This window comes from Paenibacillus sp. LBL (assembly GCF_029893715.1).
Taxonomy (GTDB): Bacteria; Bacillota; Bacilli; order Paenibacillales; family Paenibacillaceae; genus Paenibacillus_AQ; species Paenibacillus_AQ glucanolyticus.
In genome coordinates this window covers 45,531-65,164 of the sequence record NZ_JARXYU010000016.1, presented here as the reverse complement: position 1 = coordinate 65,164, position 19,634 = coordinate 45,531, and the positions used below count along the sequence as shown (strand labels likewise).

At 51.7% G+C, this 19,634-nt stretch carries 17 protein-coding genes; 2 read left to right on the top strand and 15 right to left on the bottom strand.

Going from position 1 to position 19,634, the window contains the following annotated elements:
• Positions 1 to 129: 129 nt before the first annotated feature.
• From M2277_RS25255 to ftsE, 3 genes are read right to left on the bottom strand one after another with little or no spacing between them, the layout of a single operon-like run.
• Entirely contained in the window at positions 130 to 1,398 is a 1,269-nt protein-coding gene (locus M2277_RS25255; protein ID WP_006213022.1) for a murein hydrolase activator EnvC family protein, read from the bottom strand.
• Positions 1,399 to 1,425: 27 nt separating this feature from the next.
• On the bottom strand, positions 1,426 to 2,334 hold the full coding sequence (gene ftsX, locus M2277_RS25250; protein WP_006213024.1) for a permease-like cell division protein FtsX: 909 nt from the start codon (positions 2,332 to 2,334) through the stop codon (positions 1,426 to 1,428).
• Positions 2,324 to 3,010 carry a cell division ATP-binding protein FtsE gene (gene ftsE / locus M2277_RS25245; RefSeq protein ID WP_280755899.1) on the bottom strand — a complete coding sequence of 229 codons (687 nt, stop codon included), beginning with the start codon at positions 3,008 to 3,010 and terminating at the stop codon, positions 2,324 to 2,326. The genes ftsX and ftsE overlap by 11 nt, the downstream gene beginning before the upstream one ends.
• 206 nt (positions 3,011 to 3,216) lie before the next feature.
• On the opposite strand from ftsE, the gene M2277_RS25240 reads away from it, so the two are divergent.
• Entirely contained in the window at positions 3,217 to 4,653 is a 1,437-nt protein-coding gene (locus tag M2277_RS25240) for a VanW family protein (protein ID WP_076150813.1), read from the top strand.
• A gap of 69 nt (positions 4,654 to 4,722) precedes the next feature.
• Here M2277_RS25240 and M2277_RS25235 read toward each other — a convergent pair whose 3' ends face one another.
• Entirely contained in the window at positions 4,723 to 5,457 is a 735-nt protein-coding gene (locus M2277_RS25235; protein WP_006213027.1) for a hypothetical protein, read from the bottom strand.
• Positions 5,458 to 5,526: 69 nt separating this feature from the next.
• Entirely contained in the window at positions 5,527 to 6,255 is a 729-nt protein-coding gene (locus M2277_RS25230) for a bactofilin family protein (RefSeq protein WP_076150812.1), read from the bottom strand.
• 295 nt (positions 6,256 to 6,550) lie between these two features.
• Between M2277_RS25230 and M2277_RS25225 the strand changes: the two genes are divergently transcribed.
• On the top strand, positions 6,551 to 7,324 hold the full coding sequence (locus M2277_RS25225; RefSeq protein WP_280755898.1) for an alpha/beta hydrolase: 774 nt from the start codon (positions 6,551 to 6,553) through the stop codon (positions 7,322 to 7,324).
• 210 nt (positions 7,325 to 7,534) lie between these two features.
• Here the strand turns inward: M2277_RS25225 and argH are convergent, their stop codons facing one another.
• The 10 genes from argH to prfB all read right to left on the bottom strand — a co-directional run bounded on the left by argH (position 7,535) and on the right by prfB (position 19,496).
• The gene (gene argH, locus M2277_RS25220; RefSeq protein WP_006213030.1) at positions 7,535 to 8,950 is read right to left on the bottom strand and encodes an argininosuccinate lyase; all 1,416 of its coding nucleotides are present in this window, start codon (positions 8,948 to 8,950) and stop codon (positions 7,535 to 7,537) included.
• A 258-nt stretch (positions 8,951 to 9,208) separates the two neighbouring features.
• The gene (locus M2277_RS25215) at positions 9,209 to 10,441 is read right to left on the bottom strand and encodes an argininosuccinate synthase (protein WP_280755897.1); all 1,233 of its coding nucleotides are present in this window, start codon (positions 10,439 to 10,441) and stop codon (positions 9,209 to 9,211) included.
• Between the two features lie 105 nt (positions 10,442 to 10,546).
• Positions 10,547 to 11,503: an ornithine carbamoyltransferase gene (gene argF / locus M2277_RS25210; RefSeq protein ID WP_280755896.1), complete on the bottom strand. Its 957-nt coding sequence runs from the start codon at positions 11,501 to 11,503 to the stop codon at positions 10,547 to 10,549.
• Between the two features lie 64 nt (positions 11,504 to 11,567).
• Positions 11,568 to 12,788 carry an acetylornithine transaminase gene (locus tag M2277_RS25205; protein WP_280755895.1) on the bottom strand — a complete coding sequence of 407 codons (1,221 nt, stop codon included), beginning with the start codon at positions 12,786 to 12,788 and terminating at the stop codon, positions 11,568 to 11,570.
• A 238-nt stretch (positions 12,789 to 13,026) separates the two neighbouring features.
• A complete protein-coding gene (gene argB, locus M2277_RS25200) occupies positions 13,027 to 13,866 on the bottom strand; it encodes an acetylglutamate kinase (protein WP_006213034.1) in 840 nt (279 codons plus the stop codon).
• Between the two features lie 32 nt (positions 13,867 to 13,898).
• Positions 13,899 to 15,125: a bifunctional glutamate N-acetyltransferase/amino-acid acetyltransferase ArgJ gene (gene argJ, locus M2277_RS25195; RefSeq protein WP_036639901.1), complete on the bottom strand. Its 1,227-nt coding sequence runs from the start codon at positions 15,123 to 15,125 to the stop codon at positions 13,899 to 13,901.
• Between the two features lie 18 nt (positions 15,126 to 15,143).
• A complete protein-coding gene (gene argC / locus M2277_RS25190) occupies positions 15,144 to 16,199 on the bottom strand; it encodes an N-acetyl-gamma-glutamyl-phosphate reductase (protein WP_006213036.1) in 1,056 nt (351 codons plus the stop codon).
• 398 nt (positions 16,200 to 16,597) lie between these two features.
• Positions 16,598 to 17,167 (bottom strand): GNAT family N-acetyltransferase, encoded by a 570-nt coding sequence (locus tag M2277_RS25185; protein ID WP_006213037.1) that lies wholly within the window; start codon positions 17,165 to 17,167, stop codon positions 16,598 to 16,600.
• A gap of 283 nt (positions 17,168 to 17,450) precedes the next feature.
• Complete coding sequence (locus tag M2277_RS25180) at positions 17,451 to 18,356, bottom strand: YitT family protein (protein WP_006213038.1); 906 nt, start codon at positions 18,354 to 18,356, stop codon at positions 17,451 to 17,453.
• Positions 18,357 to 18,382: 26 nt separating this feature from the next.
• Positions 18,383 to 19,496, bottom strand: a protein-coding gene (prfB, locus tag M2277_RS25175; RefSeq protein ID WP_100086551.1) for a peptide chain release factor 2 whose coding sequence is annotated in 2 segments (ribosomal slippage) — positions 18,383 to 19,423 and positions 19,425 to 19,496 — 1,113 coding nt in all. Because the reading frame shifts where the segments join, the coding sequence is not laid out codon by codon here.
• Positions 19,497 to 19,634: the final 138 nt, after the last annotated feature.

Sequence of the window (19,634 nt, the reverse complement as noted above, 5' to 3'; positions counted from 1 at the left end):
ACTTCACCGCCTTTGTACGTTTCAACTGCTAAACACACGGGGAATCCCGTCCACCTAGTATATGATTGGCTTGCCGGGAATATTTATACAGCGGTCTGAAGGTTATATAGTATCGGTCATAAGAATCAGTTACAGATACGGCGAAGGATTAACCGGTGATCCGTTGACCCGAACTTCAAAGTGAAGATGCGGTCCTGTGCTCTGGCCAGTGGAACCCACCTCGGCAATCTTCTGCCCTCTGGACACCTTGTCGCCTTCGCTGACCTTAATGCCGCCATTGCGGATATGTCCATATAAAGTCCACACACCGCCCCCATGATCAACAATAACACAGTTTCCGTAACCGCTCCACCACTCGGCCAAGATCACCGTGCCGCTCTCGGCTGCACGGATCTCGGTCCCTTGCGGAACAGCAAAATCCTGACCTGTATGCATCTTGCCGACTTCACCCGTTACCGGGTGCACGCGCGGTCCATAACCCGAAGAAAGTCTGGCACCGGAGACCGGAATCGCGAATGGGCCACCGTTTCCTGTGTATCCACCGCCGCCCTTGCTTCCGCCGAGGGTTGTCGCTTTCGCTCTCTTCGCTGCGGCCGCTTTGGCAGCCGCCGCTTTACGGGCTGCTTCCTCAGCAGCCAGCTTGTTCTTTTCCTTCTGCAGGTCGGAACGCTTGCTCGCCAGGGCAACCAGCATTTTATCCTGCTCCTCAGTCAAGATGTCAGCATCCTCGATATCCTGATCGTACTGGGCCAGAAGAACGCGCTTCTCCTGTTCCTTCTCGTTCAGAATGCTCTTGCGGTCTTCCATCTGACCATACAGATCTTTGGCTGTAGCATATTGGCCTTCAAGTTCCTTCTTCTTATCAATGACCAGCAGCTTGTCCTGCTTATGCTGTACGAGCAGATCCTGGTCCTGATCCACGATGGATTTCAACGAATCCGCGCGCTCAATGAAATCACTGAAGCTGGTCGAGGAGAGCAGCACATCCAGATAGGATACCTGACCATCCATATAAATGAGACGAATCCGGGATTCCAACAGCTTTTCACGGGATGCGATGCGCTCCTCCGCCGCTTCAAGCTCCTTTGTTGTTTTTTTCAAGGAATCTTCCGTTTGGTCGATCTTCACGGAAATTTTGGTTAATTCATTACTGACGATACTGATTTGCTCCATGACGTATTTCAGGTTCTGGTTCGTTTTATTCTTATAATGCTGGGCTTCTTGTTTATCATCCGCAGCCTTGTTCTTCTGTTGCCGTGCTTGCTTGACCTGCTCCTGAAGCATTCTCAACTCTTTATCTACGTCGGCAGTGGTCTTCTTCTCAGCTTGTCCGACATTCGGTTGGATCATAACAGTGGCCAGTAATAAGGCTGCTACTCCTGCGGCGATTTTCTTCAAGTTTCGCTCCCCATCCTTTACCTTGTTTTATACTTTCAAAAATTTACGAATCGACATGGTACTTCCCCAGACGCCAATCACGATGCCCAGCCCAACAATGATGGAGCCAATCAGCGGCCACAAATCCCCCAGCGGGATTAGGCTCTGTGCCAGCGTGATATCGGTTTGCGATGCAGCGTACAAACGATCGTAACCTACAAACAGCAGAACAACCGTTACAATCGACCCAAGCAGGCCGATCATGGCACCTTCTACGAAAAATGGCCAGCGGATAAAGTTGTTCGTGGCGCCAACAAGCTTCATAATCCCAATCTCCCGGCGGCGTGCCAGAATCGTAACGCGAATAGTGTTCGAGATCAGGAACATGGACATCAGACCGAGTCCTGCTACGAAAATAAACCCGATATTCCGAACCGTCTTCGTAATCTTAAACAGGGTCTCTACCGTTCCTTCGCCGTACTTGACGCGCAGGATCGGCTCCTCCGTATACTTCTGGTTCAGCGCGGTAATCTTGTCGGCTACAAAGCCGACCGTTGTTGGCTGAATGACGGAAACCTCAAATGCATCCGGCAGCGGATTCTGGTCCTTCTCGCTGAAGCCTTCCACCCATTCCGAGCCCAGGCTTTCCTCAAGCTCCTTCATTCCATCTTCCTTGGACACAAACTTTACGGCACTAACCTCCGGCATAGCCTCGATTTCACCCTTGATGGTTTCACGAAGCTTTTCATCCACGTTGAGATTTAAGTAAGTATTGATCTGCACATTGCTATCTGCTTTATCGGCTAATGCGTTAACATTCATGACTAACAGCATGAAAACACCCAGTATAAACAAAGACACCACGATGGAAGTAATCGATGCGACCGACATCCATCCGTTCCGGAAAACGCTCTTCGCCCCTTCCCGCAAGTGCCGCAAGAAGGTTCTAAAATTCATACCCGTAATCTCCTCTCTGCTGGTCACGGACGATCTGTCCATGCTCAATCGCAAGGACGCGTTTGCGCATGGTGTTGACGATATCCCGGTTGTGGGTTGCCATCACAATGGTGGTTCCCCTGAAATTAATCTCATCCAGCAGCTGCATGATCCCCCAGGAGGTTTCCGGGTCCAGGTTGCCGGTAGGCTCGTCCGCAATAATGACGGACGGGTTATTCACGATGGCTCTTGCAATCGCGATCCGCTGCTGCTCACCGCCCGAGAGCTGGGAAGGCTCGCGGCCAGCCTTGGCTTTCAAGCCCACAAGCTCCAGCACCTCCATCACCCGTCTCTTGATGAGACGCTGCGGCGCCTCGATAACTTCCATGGCAAAAGCTACATTTTCGTAAGCAGTCAGCTTGGGCAGCAGGCGATAATCCTGAAAAATAACCCCGATATTTCGGCGAACATAGGGGATTTTGCGCTGCTTCAGCTTCCCCATATTAAATCCGTTAACCGAAATTTGCCCCTTGGTGGGCACTTCTTCTCTATAGATAAGTTTCATAAATGTCGATTTGCCTGCACCCGAAGGTCCGACAACATAGACGAATTCATTACGATTGATCTTAACGGAAACTCCTTGAAGCGCATGGGCGCCGCTTGGATAGGTCTTCCATACGTCCTGCATTTCAATCACTTCATCACTTCCCAATCCATAATTAGCCATTATACTTTCGACAGTATCCATCGAATTCCTTTAAAATCCATGAAAAATCCTCACGACATCGTCTATTGTAACAAATTTGTTACCTTTTGAGTACCCGAAAGTTTAAGCCCACCGTGACATATACATGAACAAGTGCACGAACTGCGGCCAATACGAAGTTAAGAAGGTGGTTTCCAATGAAAAAAATTCATCTCGGTCTCATCATTGTCATCAGTTTTGCTCTTCTCCTCTCCGTCGGATTCGGTCTGTTGACGATGTATGTGAATCAGAAGGAACTCCCGAAGGGGGTCGTTCTCTCCGGCTGGCAGGTAGGCGGCAAACCCGCCGATGAGGTGCTCGCCGAGCTGGATCAACGGCTGCAAGCGATGAGTACGATGAAGGTGAAGCTGGCGGCGGAGGCCTTGAAGGGTCACACGGAAAGTTTTAGTCTGCAAGATGCCGGTGTTCAGTTCAGCGCAGCCGATTTTCAGGATGCCATAGCCAAGATGTCTGAAGGATCACTGTGGGATCAGGTACTGTACAGACGCCATTTTCAATTGGAGTGGCATATATCAACCGACTGGAACCGCGATACGTTGAAGAAGCGGCTGAATGAAGACTGGCAAAAGGAGCGCTTTGGCGAACCGGTCAATGCGGTCCGAAGCATTTCCGGTGATGACGTTGTCCGCTATACCCCGGAGAAGACGGCCTACCGCATCGAGTGGGCGGCTTTCTATGAAGGGTTCAGCGCTGCGCTTCCGGATGAACGCCAGTTTACAGAGCCCAGAGGCGATGAAGAAATCACGGTACAGCTGCCCTTGATCCGTCAGAAGCCCCCGGTTACAGTAAAATCGCTGCAGGATGAAGGGGTGGAGCGTAAAATCATCGAATTCTCCACTGATCTTGGCTCCAGCGGACCCGGACGGGTTCATAACGTAACCGCGGCTGCCAAAGCCGTGGACGGGATGATTTTGAAGCCGGGCGATGAATTCAATTATGCTCATGTTATAGATACCGCGAAGAAGGAGTACGGATTTGAAGAAGCTCCCGTTATCGTTAACGGCAAGCTTGTCCCGGGCATAGGCGGCGGGATCTGCCAGGTATCCAGCACGGTCTATCATGCTGCTCTGCTCCTGGGCCTGGATATAACCGAACGGCGCAATCATTCCCTTCCGGTCAGCTACCTGCCCAAGGGGCAGGACGCCACCTTTGCCGAGGGCGCCATCAACTTCAGGTTCCGGAACAACACAGGCAAACATCTGCTGATCCTTTCCAGCGTGTCAGACGGAAAATTAACCCTGAAGATGTTCGGTACCTTCCCGGAGAATACGGAGTATGAACTGGTATCCACCACCATCGAAACCCTGCCTTCCCCAGAGAAGGTCATCCATAATACCACACTGCCGCCAGGACTCAAGCAGGTAGTCCAGAACGGGAAACCTGGCTATGTGGTCGAAACCTACCGAACCAAGAAAGTGAACGGCAAGGTCGTGGAGAACGTGAAGATATCCAAAGACACTTACCGCGCGCAAAACAGCATCGTTGCGATCAATCCAACAAACGAAGTCCAGATGCCGGAAGCAAAAGAATCGCCAAAAGAGGAAGTGGTTGAGGACGGAATCAGTACACCTTAAACATTGACATAACTGAAAAAAAGCCCGTATACGCGAACTCACGCGAATACGGGCTTTTAGCCTTAAAAATCATATGGAATCTATTTTATAAAAATCTTTGACAACGGCCTTGGCATCTGCACTGAAAGTCTCGGTATATTCCACCCGGTCTATGGTGCAGCCTTTACCAATATGCACTCGGCTGCCCCTGACAACAGACGCTCTCGTATTCTCCAAGCGAATCTCCTCGCCTACGATCCGCTCGGCATTCAGATGTCCCCTGCGGGATGAATGAAACAACTTCGCCAGCTTCGTCGGCGCTACCGTGATCATGCGGCTTCGAATTTCAGGGACACTTGAAATTTGCTTGATTAACGTTAAGTTCAATTCCCTGGCCTGTACGTGCCCATTCACGCTTAGCGTTCCCCGAACCGTCATCTGCTCTGCTTCCACATTGCCTTGAACGGTAACCGTGCCATTCACGACCCCCTTGACGAAGAACAGATCCATCCCTGTACTCAGATCTCCATTCATACCAATGTGGCTGATCCTTGCGTTTCTCCCAGCATCAAGACTCCCGTTAATGCGGATACGCTCCATTTCTACATGGTCAGAGACCTTTAGATGACCGTTAACCCGTGCCAGCCTTCCGAGCAGGCTTCCATTGACAATGGCACTTCCATTACAGCGCAGCAGATGGCAATCAGTATCTCCGTTAATGACACCTTCGCCGTTAATTCGCAGCCTTCCCACGACACCGCCGCCAACGGTTCCGTCACCCATAATAGAAATACCGGGTCTTTCCACAGCCGTATCATTAACCACTCTTCGCCGCCTCCTTGATTCCCACCTAATCGGCCTTAACCTGAATGCTTATGGCATGGTTAAACTAACTTAAAACCGCCGGGATGCTTTGACTTCTGCCTCCGGATGCTGCGTCAATTCGTCTCTGTATTCCACTTGCCTTACCTCGCATCCTTTGCCGAGAATCACCCGGTTACCGCGGACAATATCGGCCTCGATATATTCTAAATCCAAGATATCCCCTTCAATAATCCGTGCCTCTACCCGCGCTCCCTTTAATGGCAGGGACAGCATTTCCCAGAGGCGCTTCCCCTTCTTGCGGATGGTAATCCGGTCTCCCACGATTTCTTGAGCGGAACAGCGACCAAACACTCGAATATCCGCTGTTCCTACATGCAGACGGCCATCAATCTTAAAGCCTCCCTTAAGCGTGGCCGACTCACTCCGAACATCCCCACGGCTTCGCAAATTTCCGTTCACTTCAAGCCTCTCGGATTCCGAATCTCCGTGAATGCTGCAATGTCCGCCAATAACAATAGAACGGCAGCGCAACCCTTCCTTCAGACTCAAGCTGCCGGCAACATTCAGTTCTTCGGCGTCTACAGCTCCCTTGATGCTTCCCGAACCGTTAACGCGAATTGTACGTGCGGCTACAGCTCCATTCACACTCATCGTTCCGTTACCTATTAATTCCTCGCAATCCAGATATCCGTTCACCTGCCCTGCACCATCAATTCTCACCTTGTTATACTGACCGCCGCTTGAAGTTCCTGTTCCCGATATTTTCAGGTCAGACAAGTTTTCGTTATGTGGTATCATGTTAATCCTCCTCTGGATTTAAAAGTAATGACCGTATATATATCAGCTACTGCCTGCAACGTTATTTATTTCTCAAGTATTTTTCATTACTTTGCACCGTTTAAAGTCATAATCTCCCTCTAAGATACCATAGTGTTGCTATTCATAAAACAGCCCGATGACGGAACTTAGTCTCGGTCTTGAGACCGAGGCATTTTCATACGAATTTCTTGGAGAATGGGCAAATAATTATGATATGATTCTGATATGCACGTCGTTGATCTCTCATATGTAAAAATGAAAGGGGATACATATCATGGCTCTTATGACTTGTCGCTTTTTTTCGGAGGTTCTCGGTCTCAGCACGTCCATGACCGTCATTCTGCCTCAGCAAACCACATCACAGATCGGGATGACCAACCATGCCAAAAGCGGGCTTCATCCAACGCTGTTCCTGCTGCATGGTTTATCTGACGATGATTCCATTTGGCTGCGCAGAACCTCCATCGAACGCTATGTCGCCGAGATGGGCATTGCTGTTGTTATGCCGCAAGTACACCGCAGCTTCTATACGGACATGGAATACGGAGGTAAGTACTGGACCTTCATCAGCAAAGAACTTCCGGCCATAGCCCGTTCTTTCTTCCCGCTGTCGCATGCCAGAGAAGATAACTTCGTTGCAGGCTTATCCATGGGCGGGTACGGTGCATTCAAGCTGGCGCTGCGCTGTCCGGAATCTTTTGCCGCGGCGGCCAGTTTGTCTGGAGCACTCGACATGGCAGGTCATATCGAAAGAAATGAAGCCTTGTTTGAGCACCAATTAGTCTACGGAGAACGGGACATCACCGGCACCGACAACGACCTGCTGTGGCTGCTTCAGGAAGTGGACCGCATGGAAGGGCCAAAACCCCTCCTGTATCAATGCTCCGGAACGGAAGACTTCCTGTATCAGGACAATCAGGCCTTCCGCAAGGCTTGTGAAGGAACGTCCCTTGATTTCACATATCAGGAGGGACCGGGCGGCCATGATTGGGGCTATTGGGATACCCACATTCAGGACGTGCTGAAGTGGCTTCCACTGAAGGCCTGAGAAACAGAAACTATGACATGAGAATACCGGAGGCGCTGATTGGTTGAGCGAAGTATCCATGGAGCTATGCCTGCTTCGAATCGGGATTCGAAAGCCTGTACCTGCTGCCTGCTTCTCATGCTTATGATACAAAAAAAGATGGATCGGCACATGGTTTGTGCTGATCCATCTTTTTTATTTTAACCTTGCCCTCTGTGTACGTTACTCTACTTACTCTACGTTTCCTTGACGAACGTTCAGCCACTCTTCCGTCGCTTGTTGTGTCTGCACGGAACGCTCGATCGCAGCCTTCACCTGACTGGTTGCCGTACCACCGTACACATTACGCGCATTAACCACCGTCTCGGGCTGAAGCACATCGTAGATGGAGTCATCGAACAGCTCCGAGAACTGCTTGAATTCTTCCAGCGTCAGGTCCAACAAGTACTTGCTGTTCTGAATGCAGTACAATACCGTCTTGCCGATCACTTCATGCGCCTGACGGAATGGAAGTCCCTTGCCGACCAGGAAGTCCGCAATATCCGTTGCGTTGGAGAAGTCGGTATTCACCGCCTCCCGCATGCGGCCCTTGTTGACCTTCATCGTTGCGATCATCGGAGCAAACAGCTGCAGTGCACCTTCCAGCGTGGCCACCGTGTCAAACATGCCCTCTTTGTCTTCCTGCATATCCTTATTGTAAGCAAGCGGAAGCGACTTGAGGACGGTAAGCAGGCCCATCAGGTTGCCGTATACCCGACCGGTTTTGCCGCGGACAAGCTCAGGCACATCCGGATTCTTCTTCTGCGGCATAATGCTGCTGCCTGTGCAGAACGCATCGTCAAGCTCGATGAAATTGAACTCCGTGCTGCTCCAGAGCACCAGCTCCTCGCTTAAGCGAGACAAGTGCATCATGATGATGGATGCATCCGAGAGGAATTCCAGAATAAAATCACGGTCGCTGACCGCATCCAGACTGTTCTCGTAAACGCCGTCAAATCCAAGCTGCTCCGCCACGAAATGACGGTCAATCGGGAACGTTGTGCCAGCAAGCGCACCCGCTCCAAGCGGAAGCACGTTAATGCGCTTGTAGCTGTCGATCAAGCGGTCGATATCCCGCTGGAACATGGACACGTAAGCCATCAAATGATGAGCGAACAAAATCGGCTGTGCACGCTGCAGATGCGTATACCCTGGAATGATCGTATCCAGGTTATCCTTCGCTTGTCCGATCAAGGCGGTCTGCAGCTCATGCAGCATACCAGTCAACGCCACAACACGGTTACGCAGGTACAGATGCATGTCTGTAGCCACCTGATCGTTGCGGCTGCGGCCTGTGTGCAGTTTGCCGCCGACAGGTCCGACTTCGTCGATCAGATTTTTCTCGATATTCATATGAATATCCTCATCCGATACAGAGAACGCAATGCTGCCTTCACGAATGCGCTCCAGCACCTTGTTCAAGCCTGCCTTGATCGTCTCCACATCCTCTGCCGGCACGATGCCGCATTTGCCCAGCATGGACACATGCGCAAGGCTTCCCTGAATGTCCTCCTCAGCCAGCTGTTTGTCAAAACCGATGGATGCCGTATACTCCTCCACCAATGCGTTGGTCTGCTTCGTAAAGCGTCCGCCCCATAACTTGCTCACAACACTTGCCCCTCTCTGTTTAAGGCAGAGGGCCGCTTCCCGCTAGAAAGCTCCCTGTTTCCCGGTAGTCACGAGAAACATCGGAGCTCCCAAGCATGAAAACGGCCTTCAGCCTGTTCATTACTTCTCGATCCATACATCTGTACTTGGTCTATTGCCAAATCCATGAACAAACCATGCTGTATGCTTCAAGTCGCATGTCCCAGCCCGCGTGCTTAGTGCAAGCATTCTGTCTACACGGGCCCTTGCTTGCGAGTCTTATTGATTCTGGTTCACACCGGTTGCCACTTTCAAACGCAGCGCGTTCAAGCGAATAAAGCCGGTTGCATCGCCTTGATCATACGCTTGCGTTGGATCGGCTTCCATCGTTGCGATATCCGGATTGTACAAGCTGACCGGACTCTTCACGCCTGCTCCGATGATGTTGCCTTTGTACAGCTTCACGCGCACCGTACCGGATACGTTCTTCTGGCTTTCGGTTACCAGCGCTTGCAGTGCGAGACGCTCAGGCGCAAACCAGAAACCGTTGTAGACCAAAGTGCTGTAACGGGTAATGAGGCTGTCACGCAGGTTCATCACTTCACGGTCCATCGTGATGGATTCCATTTTGCGATGAGCGGTAAACAGGATGGTTCCCCCCGGAGTCTCGTAGACACCGCGGCTCTTCATACCCACGAAACGGTTCTCCACCATATCCACGCGACCGATGCCGTGCTTGCCGCCCAGCTCATTCAGCTTCTCCATCACCTGCAGCGGACTCAGAGACTCTCCGTTTAGGGCAACGACATTCCCTTGTTCAAAAGTAAGCTCCAGATACTCTGCCTCATCCGGTGCATCTTCGGGAGATACGCTGAGCAGGTACATATCCTTGCTGTCCTCTGCACTTGCATCGAACCAAGGGTCCTCCAGCACGCCGCTCTCATAACTGATGTGGAGAAGGTTGCGGTCCATGGAGTAGGATTTGGCTGCCGATGCCGTTACCGGAATGCCATGCGCTTCCGCGTAAGCAATCATCTCCGCGCGTCCCGGGAAGGAGCTGCGGAACTCCTCGATACGCCAAGGCGCAATCACTTCAATGTCCGGTGCCAAGCCAGCTACGCCCAGCTCGAAACGGACCTGGTCGTTCCCTTTGCCGGTAGCTCCGTGCGCAATCGCTGTTGCCCCTTCGGCGTGTGCGATATCCACCATGCGCTTCGCAATCAGTGGGCGTGCGATGCTGGTACCGAGCAGGTACTGCCCTTCATACATAGCACCGGCTTGGAACATCGGGTAGATGAAATCATTCGCGAATTCATCGCGCAGATCGTCGATGTATACTTTGGATGCGCCGGTTGCCAGCGCTTTTTCCTCAAGTCCGTCCAGCTCTTCCTTCTGGCCGATGTCAGCCGTGAAAGCAATGATCTCCGCATCGTAAGTTTCTTTCAGCCACTTCAGAATTACGGACGTATCCAGGCCACCGGAATACGCCAGTACGATTTTTTGTTTTGCCATGGTTAAACTCCCTCTCTTTGTTACTAACAACCCTATCGTTCATTATACTAAAGAAAACGTCCGCAGACATTTTCATAGAGAATGCACCCTCTGCTATAAACGGCGTTATGCCATCAAAGCAACCATCAAAGCCTTCTGGGCATGAAGACGATTCTCGGCCTGATCGAATATGACGGAGTTGACGCCGTCGATCACCCCTTCGCTGACCTCTTCGCCACGATGGGCCGGAAGACAATGCAGGAACAAATAATCCGGCTTCGCCGCCTTTACAAGTTCCTCGTTCACCTGATAGTCTGCAAACGCAACTTCCCGCTGTGCCTGCTCCTCTTCAAAGCCCATGCTGGCCCATACATCCGTATAGATCACATCCGCATCCTTCGCGGCTTCGATTGGATCCTGCGTAATCGTAATGCTGCCGCCGGTTTGTGCTGCGATATCCTCGCTCAGCTTCACAATGCCGGCATCCGCCTCGTAGCCCTTCGGACTGGCAAGGGCCACATGCATGCCCATCTTGGCTCCGCCAATCAGAAGGGAATGCGCCATGTTGTTGCCATCGCCGATGAAGGCCATTTTGAGGCCTTTCAGCTTGCCCTTGTGCTCCAGCACCGTCTGCAGGTCCGCCAGCACCTGACATGGATGTGCCATATCACTCAGACCATTAATGACCGGAATGGAGGCATATTTCGCCAGGTTCACCACATTGTCGTGTCCGAAGGTACGGATCATCAGGCCGTCCAGATAGCGGGACATTACCTGGGCCATATCGCTGATCGGCTCCCCGCGTCCAAGCTGAATATCATTTTTGCTTAAAAAGAGTGCATGTCCGCCCAGTTGGAACATTCCCGTCTCGAACGAAATCCGTGTCCGCGTGGACGACTTCTCGAATATCAAGCCGATCGTCTTGCCTTTCAGCGGCTGATAGACTTCACCGTTCTTCTGCTTGCGCTTAATCTCGATAGCCGAATCCAGCAAGAACTGAATTTCTTCCGTGGAGTATTCATCCAGCTCTATCATATCCCGCCCTTTCAGGCTTAATTCCTTCACTTGTCCGCTTGCGGTCATAAACTTAAATCCTCCTTGCCGTATACTGTTATTGTCAAAGCTACATATAGGATAACGGCTCTCGTTATGCTTGCTGAACCGCTGAATGCTCATGAATCAGTTCTGTAATAATGGATACCGCCTGATCGATTTCTTGTCTTGTCACGTACAGATTCGGCAGCAGTCGAATCACTTCCGGTCCCGCTGTCACGAACAGCAGTCCGCGGCTCTGTCCTTTCAGTACCAGCTCGCCAACCGGCTCCGCGCATTCGATCCCGATCAGCAGGCCTTTGCCCCGAATGGCCTTCACAAAGGGATGACCGCCCAGGCTCTCGTTCAGCTTCGCCATCAAATATTCTCCGGCGTCCGCCGCGCGCTGCGGCACATGATCCTCAATCATCGTCTCGATGGTAGCCTGGATGACGGAGCTCGCAATGGGTGTGCCGCCAAACGTCGTGGCATGGCTGCCTGCCGTGAAGGCTTCGCGCAGATAGCCTTTGCCCAGCATCGCGCCGACCGGGAAGCCGGAGCCAAGCCCTTTGGCTACGGTAAAAATATCCGGCTTAATGCCGTAATGCTCATGCGCAAACAGCTTGCCGGTACGGCCCATGCCCGTCTGAACCTCGTCAACAATCAGCAGCAGACCGTGCTTCTTGCACAGCTCGGTCACGGCTTGCAGGAACTCCGGCTCCACCGGATGCACGCCGCCTTCCGCCTGCACCATCTCGATCATGATGGCTGCGGTATTGTTGTTAATGGCAGCTTCAAGTGCCGGAAGGTCATGCAGCGGGACGCTCTTGAAACCAGCCGGCAGCGGAAGGAAGCCTTCCTTCACCTTATCCTGGCCGGTAGCTGTCAATGTAGCCAGCGTCCGTCCATGGAAGGACTGGGTAAACGTAATCACCTCGTAGCGCCCCGTACCCTTCACCTTCTGATGGTAGCGGCGCGCGAGCTTGATGGCTGCTTCGTTAGCTTCCGCTCCGCTGTTGCAGAAGAAAACGGCATCAGCACATGTGTTTGCTGTCAGCAGCGCTGCCGCTTTTTCCTGGCCGGGAATGTGAAACAGGTTCGAGACATGCCACAATTCATCCAGTTGGGCCTTCAGCTTCTCTTTCACTTTCACGGGAGCATGACCGAGATTCGTTACCGCCAGCCCTGCCATGAAATCAAGATATTTGTTGCCTTGATCATCCCATAGCCAGCTGCCTTCTCCTTTTACCAGGGCGATTGGATATCTGGCGTACGTCTGGAACAATGAGCTTTCATTCGCTGCTACGATACCGCTAACCGCTGTTTCTTTTCCCATGACCTTCACACACTCCTTTGCATTTGGACAAAACAGGTTCATCATCATGAACTCTGACTGCCCTTTCATCACTACGCATGCGGATTGTTCTTCCGATCGCTGTTGCCCCCAGATTTTCTATTAAAATGGCTACAACTGTTAAAATCCTGGGGCAAAGGCGACCGCGTTGCTTCTCCAGAACAATTCCGCCTCCTCCGTTGAGGTCGTTCTATTCGTAAAAACTCAATCTGTTCATTTATTATGACATCCGCACAATACGCGTTCCCAGCACTTCTCCACCAAGGACACGGCTCAGTACGTTCGGTTCGCTTCCGTTCACGATGACAACCTCGCTCACTTTGCCATGGATGCAGCTGATGGCCGCTCTGACCTTGGGAATCATCCCCCCGTAGATCTCGCCCGTGCCGATCATGTCTTCAATCTCTTGCACCGTCACGGTCGGAAGCACCCGCTTCTCGCCGCCCGTCCCCTTCATGATCCCGGGCACGTCGGTGACAACAATCATCCGCTTGACCCCCAGATGGGAGGCAACGGCGCCAGCAGCCGTATCTGCATTGATATTGTAGCGCTGACCGGATGAATCCACACCAATCGGCGCAACCACAGGCATGTATCCCATCTTCAGTACACCGCTCAGTATGGATGACTTCACCTTCGTTACATCGCCAACCCAGCCAACCTCCGCATGGTTCGTAACCGGTTTGGCCTCGATCAGTCCTCCGTCCGAGCCGGACAAGCCGATAGCAGAGCCGCCCACGCTTTGTATCCGTCTTACAATCCCTTTATTGATAGTGCCTGCGAGCACCATCTCCACAACGTCCAGCACATCCTCCGTCGTCTTGCGCAGTCCATTCACGAACTCGGTCTCGATACCGAGTTTCTCCAGATTGCCGGAGATGGCAGGACCGCCTCCATGAACAATTACAGGATGGACTCCCTTCTGCTGCAGCTCCTTCAAATCCTCGAAGAAGCTGTCCGGAAGTGCAGCGAGCGTGCTGCCGCCGCATTTCATGACAAAGGTATCTGCCCCCGATGTTTGGACCGGCAACGTATCCTCTTGATCGATCGTGCTCTTCATATCCGTCTCCTCCCGATCTATAGGTGATTTATCTACGTACGGTAAGCCGCATTAATGCGGACATAGTCATAGGTCAAGTCACAGCCCCACGCCGTGGCTGATCCATTCCCGATATGCAGCTTCACATCAATGTCCACGGAATCGCCCTGAAGGTAAACCAGTGCGGCATCCTCGTCAAAAGCAACCGGTCTGGACTGCTCCAGCACCGAAATTGGACCTATGGCAATATCAACCGTCTCCGGGTTGACCGGACGACCCGCACGACCTACAGCCGCAATAATGCGCCCCCAGTTGGCATCTGCCCCGAACACCGCGGATTTCACCAGGCTGGAGCCAATGACCGTCTTGGCAATCGCTTGGGCATCATCGTCACACTCGGCACCGTTCACGCGAACCTCGATCAAGCGGGACGCTCCCTCTCCATCACGCGCGATGGCCTTCGCCAGCTGCTGGCACACATAGTGGAAGCCCGCTGAGAACGCATCCCAATCGGGATGTTCCGGTGTCAATGCCTCGTGCTCCGCCAGGCCGCTGGCCATCGCAATCAGCATATCGTTCGTGCTCGTATCGCCATCCACGGTTATCATATTAAAGGTCAGGTTGGTCGTTTGGCGCAGCAGCAGCTGCAGCGCTTCCTGATCAATGACCGCATCTGTCGTCATAAACCCGAGCATGGTTGCCATGTTCGGGTGAATCATCCCCGATCCCTTCGCTGTTCCCGCGATGGTAACCTTTGTACCGTTGACTTGGACGGTGACGCAGGCTTCTTTTTTCACGAGATCCGTTGTCAAAATCGCCTGGCTGAAGCTTTCCGCTCCTTCACTCTCGCCACTGAGATGTGCCGGCAAGCTGGCAATGCCTGAAGATACACGATCCATCTTCAGCAGTTCGCCGATGACTCCTGTCGAGGCTACGGCCACATCGTCTGCATCCAGATTGAATTGCGAAGCCGTGTTGGAACGCATCGTATATGCATCCTCTTCACCCTGCTTACCCGTGCAGGCATTGGCGTTCCCGCTGTTGACAACAATAGCGCGAAGCTTGCCATCCTGCAGACTCTCACGCGTTACCTTCAGCGGTGCCGCCTGAAAAAGATTCGTTGTATATACCGCAGCCGCCACGGCAGGCACATCACATACGATGACACCCAGATCGTTACGGTCTGTTTTCTTAAGTCCACAGTGGAGGCCGGCCGCCTTGAAGCCTTGCGGCGTTACAATGCTACCCCCTTCAATTATCGCAAACGTATTCTCTCCCATGTCTGTATCCCCAGCCGCTTACGGATAAATCGGCGTAAACGTAAGTCCGAGGCTCTCCTCCCATCCCATCATCAAGTTCAGGTTCTGGATCGCCTGACCGGCCGCACCCTTCACCACATTATCAATAACCGATATAATGGTCACTCTGTTTGTTCGTGCATCCACCGCAAATCCGATGTCGCAATAGTTCGAGCCGCTCACTTCTTTTGTTGCAGGCCATACCCCTTGCTCACGGATTCTCACGAACCGGCGGTCTTTGAAATACTGGCGGTACAGCTCAATGAAATCCTCTTCCGTATAAGGACCGTTCAGCGTTGCATACATAGTGCTCATAATGCCACGTGTCATCGGTACGAGATGGGTCGTAAAGGTAACCGTGATCGGTTCACCCGCCACCTGAGTCAACACCTGCTCAACCTCAGGAATATGCTGGTGCTTATTCACCTTGTAAGCTTTGAAGTTCTCGTTGATCTCGGCATAATGGGACGTCAAACTCGTTCCCCTTCCGGAGCCGGACACGCCGGATTTGGCGTCGATAATCAGCGAAGAGGCATCGATCCATCCCGCGCTGATGGCCGGGATCAGTCCGAGCAGGGTCGCTGTCGGATAACAGCCCGGATTGGAGATGAAATCCACATCGCGGACCTCCTCGCCAAACACTTCGCATAGGCCGTATACCGCTTTTTCCAAAAGCTCCGCGCTCGGTGCCGGGTGCTTATACCACTGCTCATATATCCCTCCGTCTTTCAAGCGAAAATCGCCTGAAAGGTCAATAACCTTAAGGCCAACTTCCAGCAGCTCCGGCACCAGCTTGGCGCTAACGCCAGAAGGTGTCGCGGCAAACACCAGGTCAGCCACCTCTGCGATTTCCGCTGGATTTACACCATCCAAATTCCGGGTGACGATATTCGTCAAATGCGGAAAACCATCCGATATGGGTGCCCCCGCACTCGATGAAGAAATCACCGACGTAATCTCAACTCGCGGGTGTGATTGCAGCAAGCGGATCAGTTCCACTCCCCCGTAACCGGTAGATCCAACAATGGCAACTCTTAATGTGTTTGTGTCCGTCATATCCTCATCCTCTCCCCCAGGAACAGCTATAGGACCTTAGGCAAGGTCCCATTCAGCCAGTCCCTTCATCTCTACATCTTACGGATACGGTTCATGCTTCCGGTCGATTCCCGTTGTTCCCCGAAATCTGTATATCTTAGGTGTATAGAAACAAGTCGAGCCGCTGCGAATGCTCCTGAAATGCTTCTTCTTCATGAAGCTGCTGCTGTCAGGCGGCCCTTTACCTTGTTCGGAATGTTTCCGTGTCCCGCATTGAATTGTGGCTCTCTTACTAACAAGTTTCCCATTGACCTATCCGTCTCATAAATATGTATTATTATACGACCGTATTCATATAAATACAATGGATTATTCAAATTTGGTCCAATTTTCATGCATGCTCCATGATCCTTCAACCTTTAATTAGCCGATTCATAATCTTCTTTTAGTATGGAGAATAATTTAAGGTCCCAATGCTGCCCCTTGATCTTGATCCCTTTTCTTAACGTGCCCTCATAGGACATGCCGATCTTCTCCATCACACGCTGGGAGCCGATGTTCTCTGTAATGCAGCGGGCCTGGATGCGTACAAGCTCCATCTGGCCAAAGCCCAGCTTCAGCAATGCAGTGGCCGCCTCTGTCATAAGTCCTTGTCCCCAACAATCGCGTGCCAGTACATAACCGATCTCGGCACTCTGATGCCCGGGCTTCCACCATACAAAATCCACCGTCCCCACCATACGTCCGCTTTCCTTCAGCTCAATCCCCCACGGGGCGATATCATGCTTCGCATATTGGGCCAGTATAAATTGAATGAATCGCTTACTGTCATTAACGGAGCGGTGGGTTTCCCAAGTTACGTGTTTTGTAACCTCATCATCGGAGGCATAGACATACATCTCGTTTGCATCCTGCATCGATACTCTGCGAAGACGCAGACGTTCTGTCTCCAGCACTGGCAAATTACCATAGATCTGTTCAATCTCCATCATCCCCTACCCCCTACAAGTTTAGTTTCCATTATATGCTCTTTACTAGAAAAATAAAGGAGAATTCAAGCCTGCCGCTACTGGGGGTGGATGTTGGCCCCATAAGAAAACTATCTGTCATTGTATCTTCACAGAGGGCAGACTGCGTTAGGGAAGATTTTTTGCGATGATCGAACTTCCAGCTTCACTGAAATCGGATTCGTCTGAAAATAGAAAAAGAGACAGTGATATACACCGTCTCTTCCTATCGCCGAGAATGTCTCGGCCGCTGTATTCTATTGGCTTACGCCTTAATATTGCGGAATCCTTCACCCAATACCTCATGCGCATTGCTGATAATTACAAAAGCATTCGGATCTACCGACTGGACCACTGTCTTTAGACGGGGAATCTCGCTCTGCCCGACTACCACCATCAGGACGGTTCGATGTTCACCCGTATAGCCTCCCTCAGCGGTTAGCTTGGTTAATCCCCGGTCCAAATCCTCCAGAATAGCCTTCGTTATCGGCTCGTTATGATCGGATATAATGTAGGCCACCTTGGTAAAGCTGAAGCCAAGCTCAATGGCATCAATCACTTTGCCTGTAACATACAGTCCAATCAGTGCGTATAACGCCTGCTCCAGTGACAGCACCAGTGCTGCCGATGAGATCACAATCGCATCCAGCAGTACGACACAGAGGGAGAACGTCAGACCGCTGTATTTTTGCAAGAGCTGTGCCACGATGGTCAGCCCGCCCGTCGACCCCCGGCCGCGATAGACCAGCCCCATCCCGATACCGACCCCGATTCCTCCATAAATGGAGGCCAGAAGTGGATTGGAGGTTGGGATTGGCCAGTCCTTGGTCAGGAAAACAAACAACGGCAGAATCACGCTGCCCAGCAGGGAACGAATGCCGTAATCGCGTCCAAGCAGCCAAAAGCCGAGTACAAACAATGGGATGTTCAGTGCCCACTGCGTAAAGGCCGGTTCAATGCCGAGCCATGATTGCGCAAGAACGGACAAACCCGACACGCCGCCGGAGGCAATGTGATTCGGGAGAAAAAATAAATTGAATGACAGCGCCATGATAAAGGAGCCGATGATAATAAAAATTGCGTCCACCGTCTGCCGAAGGGGACCGTTGATCGGAATCAGGGGTTCTCTTTTTCTTTTGTTAATCGATGGATTGCCAGCGGATTGCGCCATAGTTCTTCAAATCTCTCCTCAACGTCCTACTCGACTTCCTGCTTGATCTGACTGCGCAAATAGCCATCGATAAAAGCATCCAGATCTCCGTCCATGACGGCTCCAATATTACCGGTCTCCACCTGTGTACGGTGGTCCTTAGCCATACTGTACGGATGGAATACATACGAACGAATCTGGCTGCCCCAAGCGATTTCCGACTGCTCGCCGCGAATTTCCGCCAATTCCTTCTTCTGCTCCTCGATTTTGCGCTCGTAGAGCTTGGAACGAAGCATTGTCATCGCACGCTCACGGTTCTTGATCTGAGAGCGTTCATTCTGACACGTCACCACCACGCCGGTTGGCAAGTGAGTGATCCGTACGGCCGAGTCCGTCGTATTGATATGCTGACCCCCTGCGCCACTGGCACGGTAGGTATCAATCTTCAGATCCTCGGTGCGGATATCCAGCTCGATTTCATCGTTGATTTCCGGTACCACATCGCAGGATACAAAGGAGGTATGACGGCGACCGGAAGAGTCGAATGGTGATATGCGAACCAGACGATGAACTCCTTTTTCCGCTTTTAAATATCCGTAAGCATTGTAGCCCTTGATCAGCAGCGTTACACTCTTGATTCCCGCTTCGTCGCCTGGCAAGTAATCCAGTGTTTCCACCTTGAAGCCGCGCTTCTCCGCCCAGCGGGTATACATTCGGTGCAGCATTTGGCCCCAGTCTTGCGACTCGGTTCCGCCCGCTCCGGGATGCAGCTCAAGGATGGCATTCATTTTATCGTAAGGCTGGTTCAACAGCAGCTGAAGCTCAAATTCCTCCACGCGCTTAACCAAGTCCTTAATTGTCTCGCCAATTTCTCCTGCAAGGGAGTCGTCGCCCTCTTCATCCGCCAGTTCAGTCATAACAACAGCATCATCGTAATCCTGCTGAAGTTTTTGATACTGATCCACGGATGATTTCACAGCATTCATCTCAGCAATGAGCGCTTGGGCTTTTTCATTATCGTCCCAAAAATCCGGGGCAGCCATCTTCTCCTCAAAATTCTCAATCATTTCCTGTTTGAGATCTAAGTCAAAGAGACCCCCTAAGATTGGTTAGTTTCTTGCTGATTTCACGCAGGTCCTGCTTCACACTTGGTTCGATCATGAGTCCCTCGTCCTTTCTTATCTATACGTTATCGTAATAACTTCAGTATACCCTCTCCTGCATGGAAAACGTTCCATATTCAAGAGAAAATTTATGCGACTTTACTAGATATTTCGTTATTTATTCAGATAAACTCCC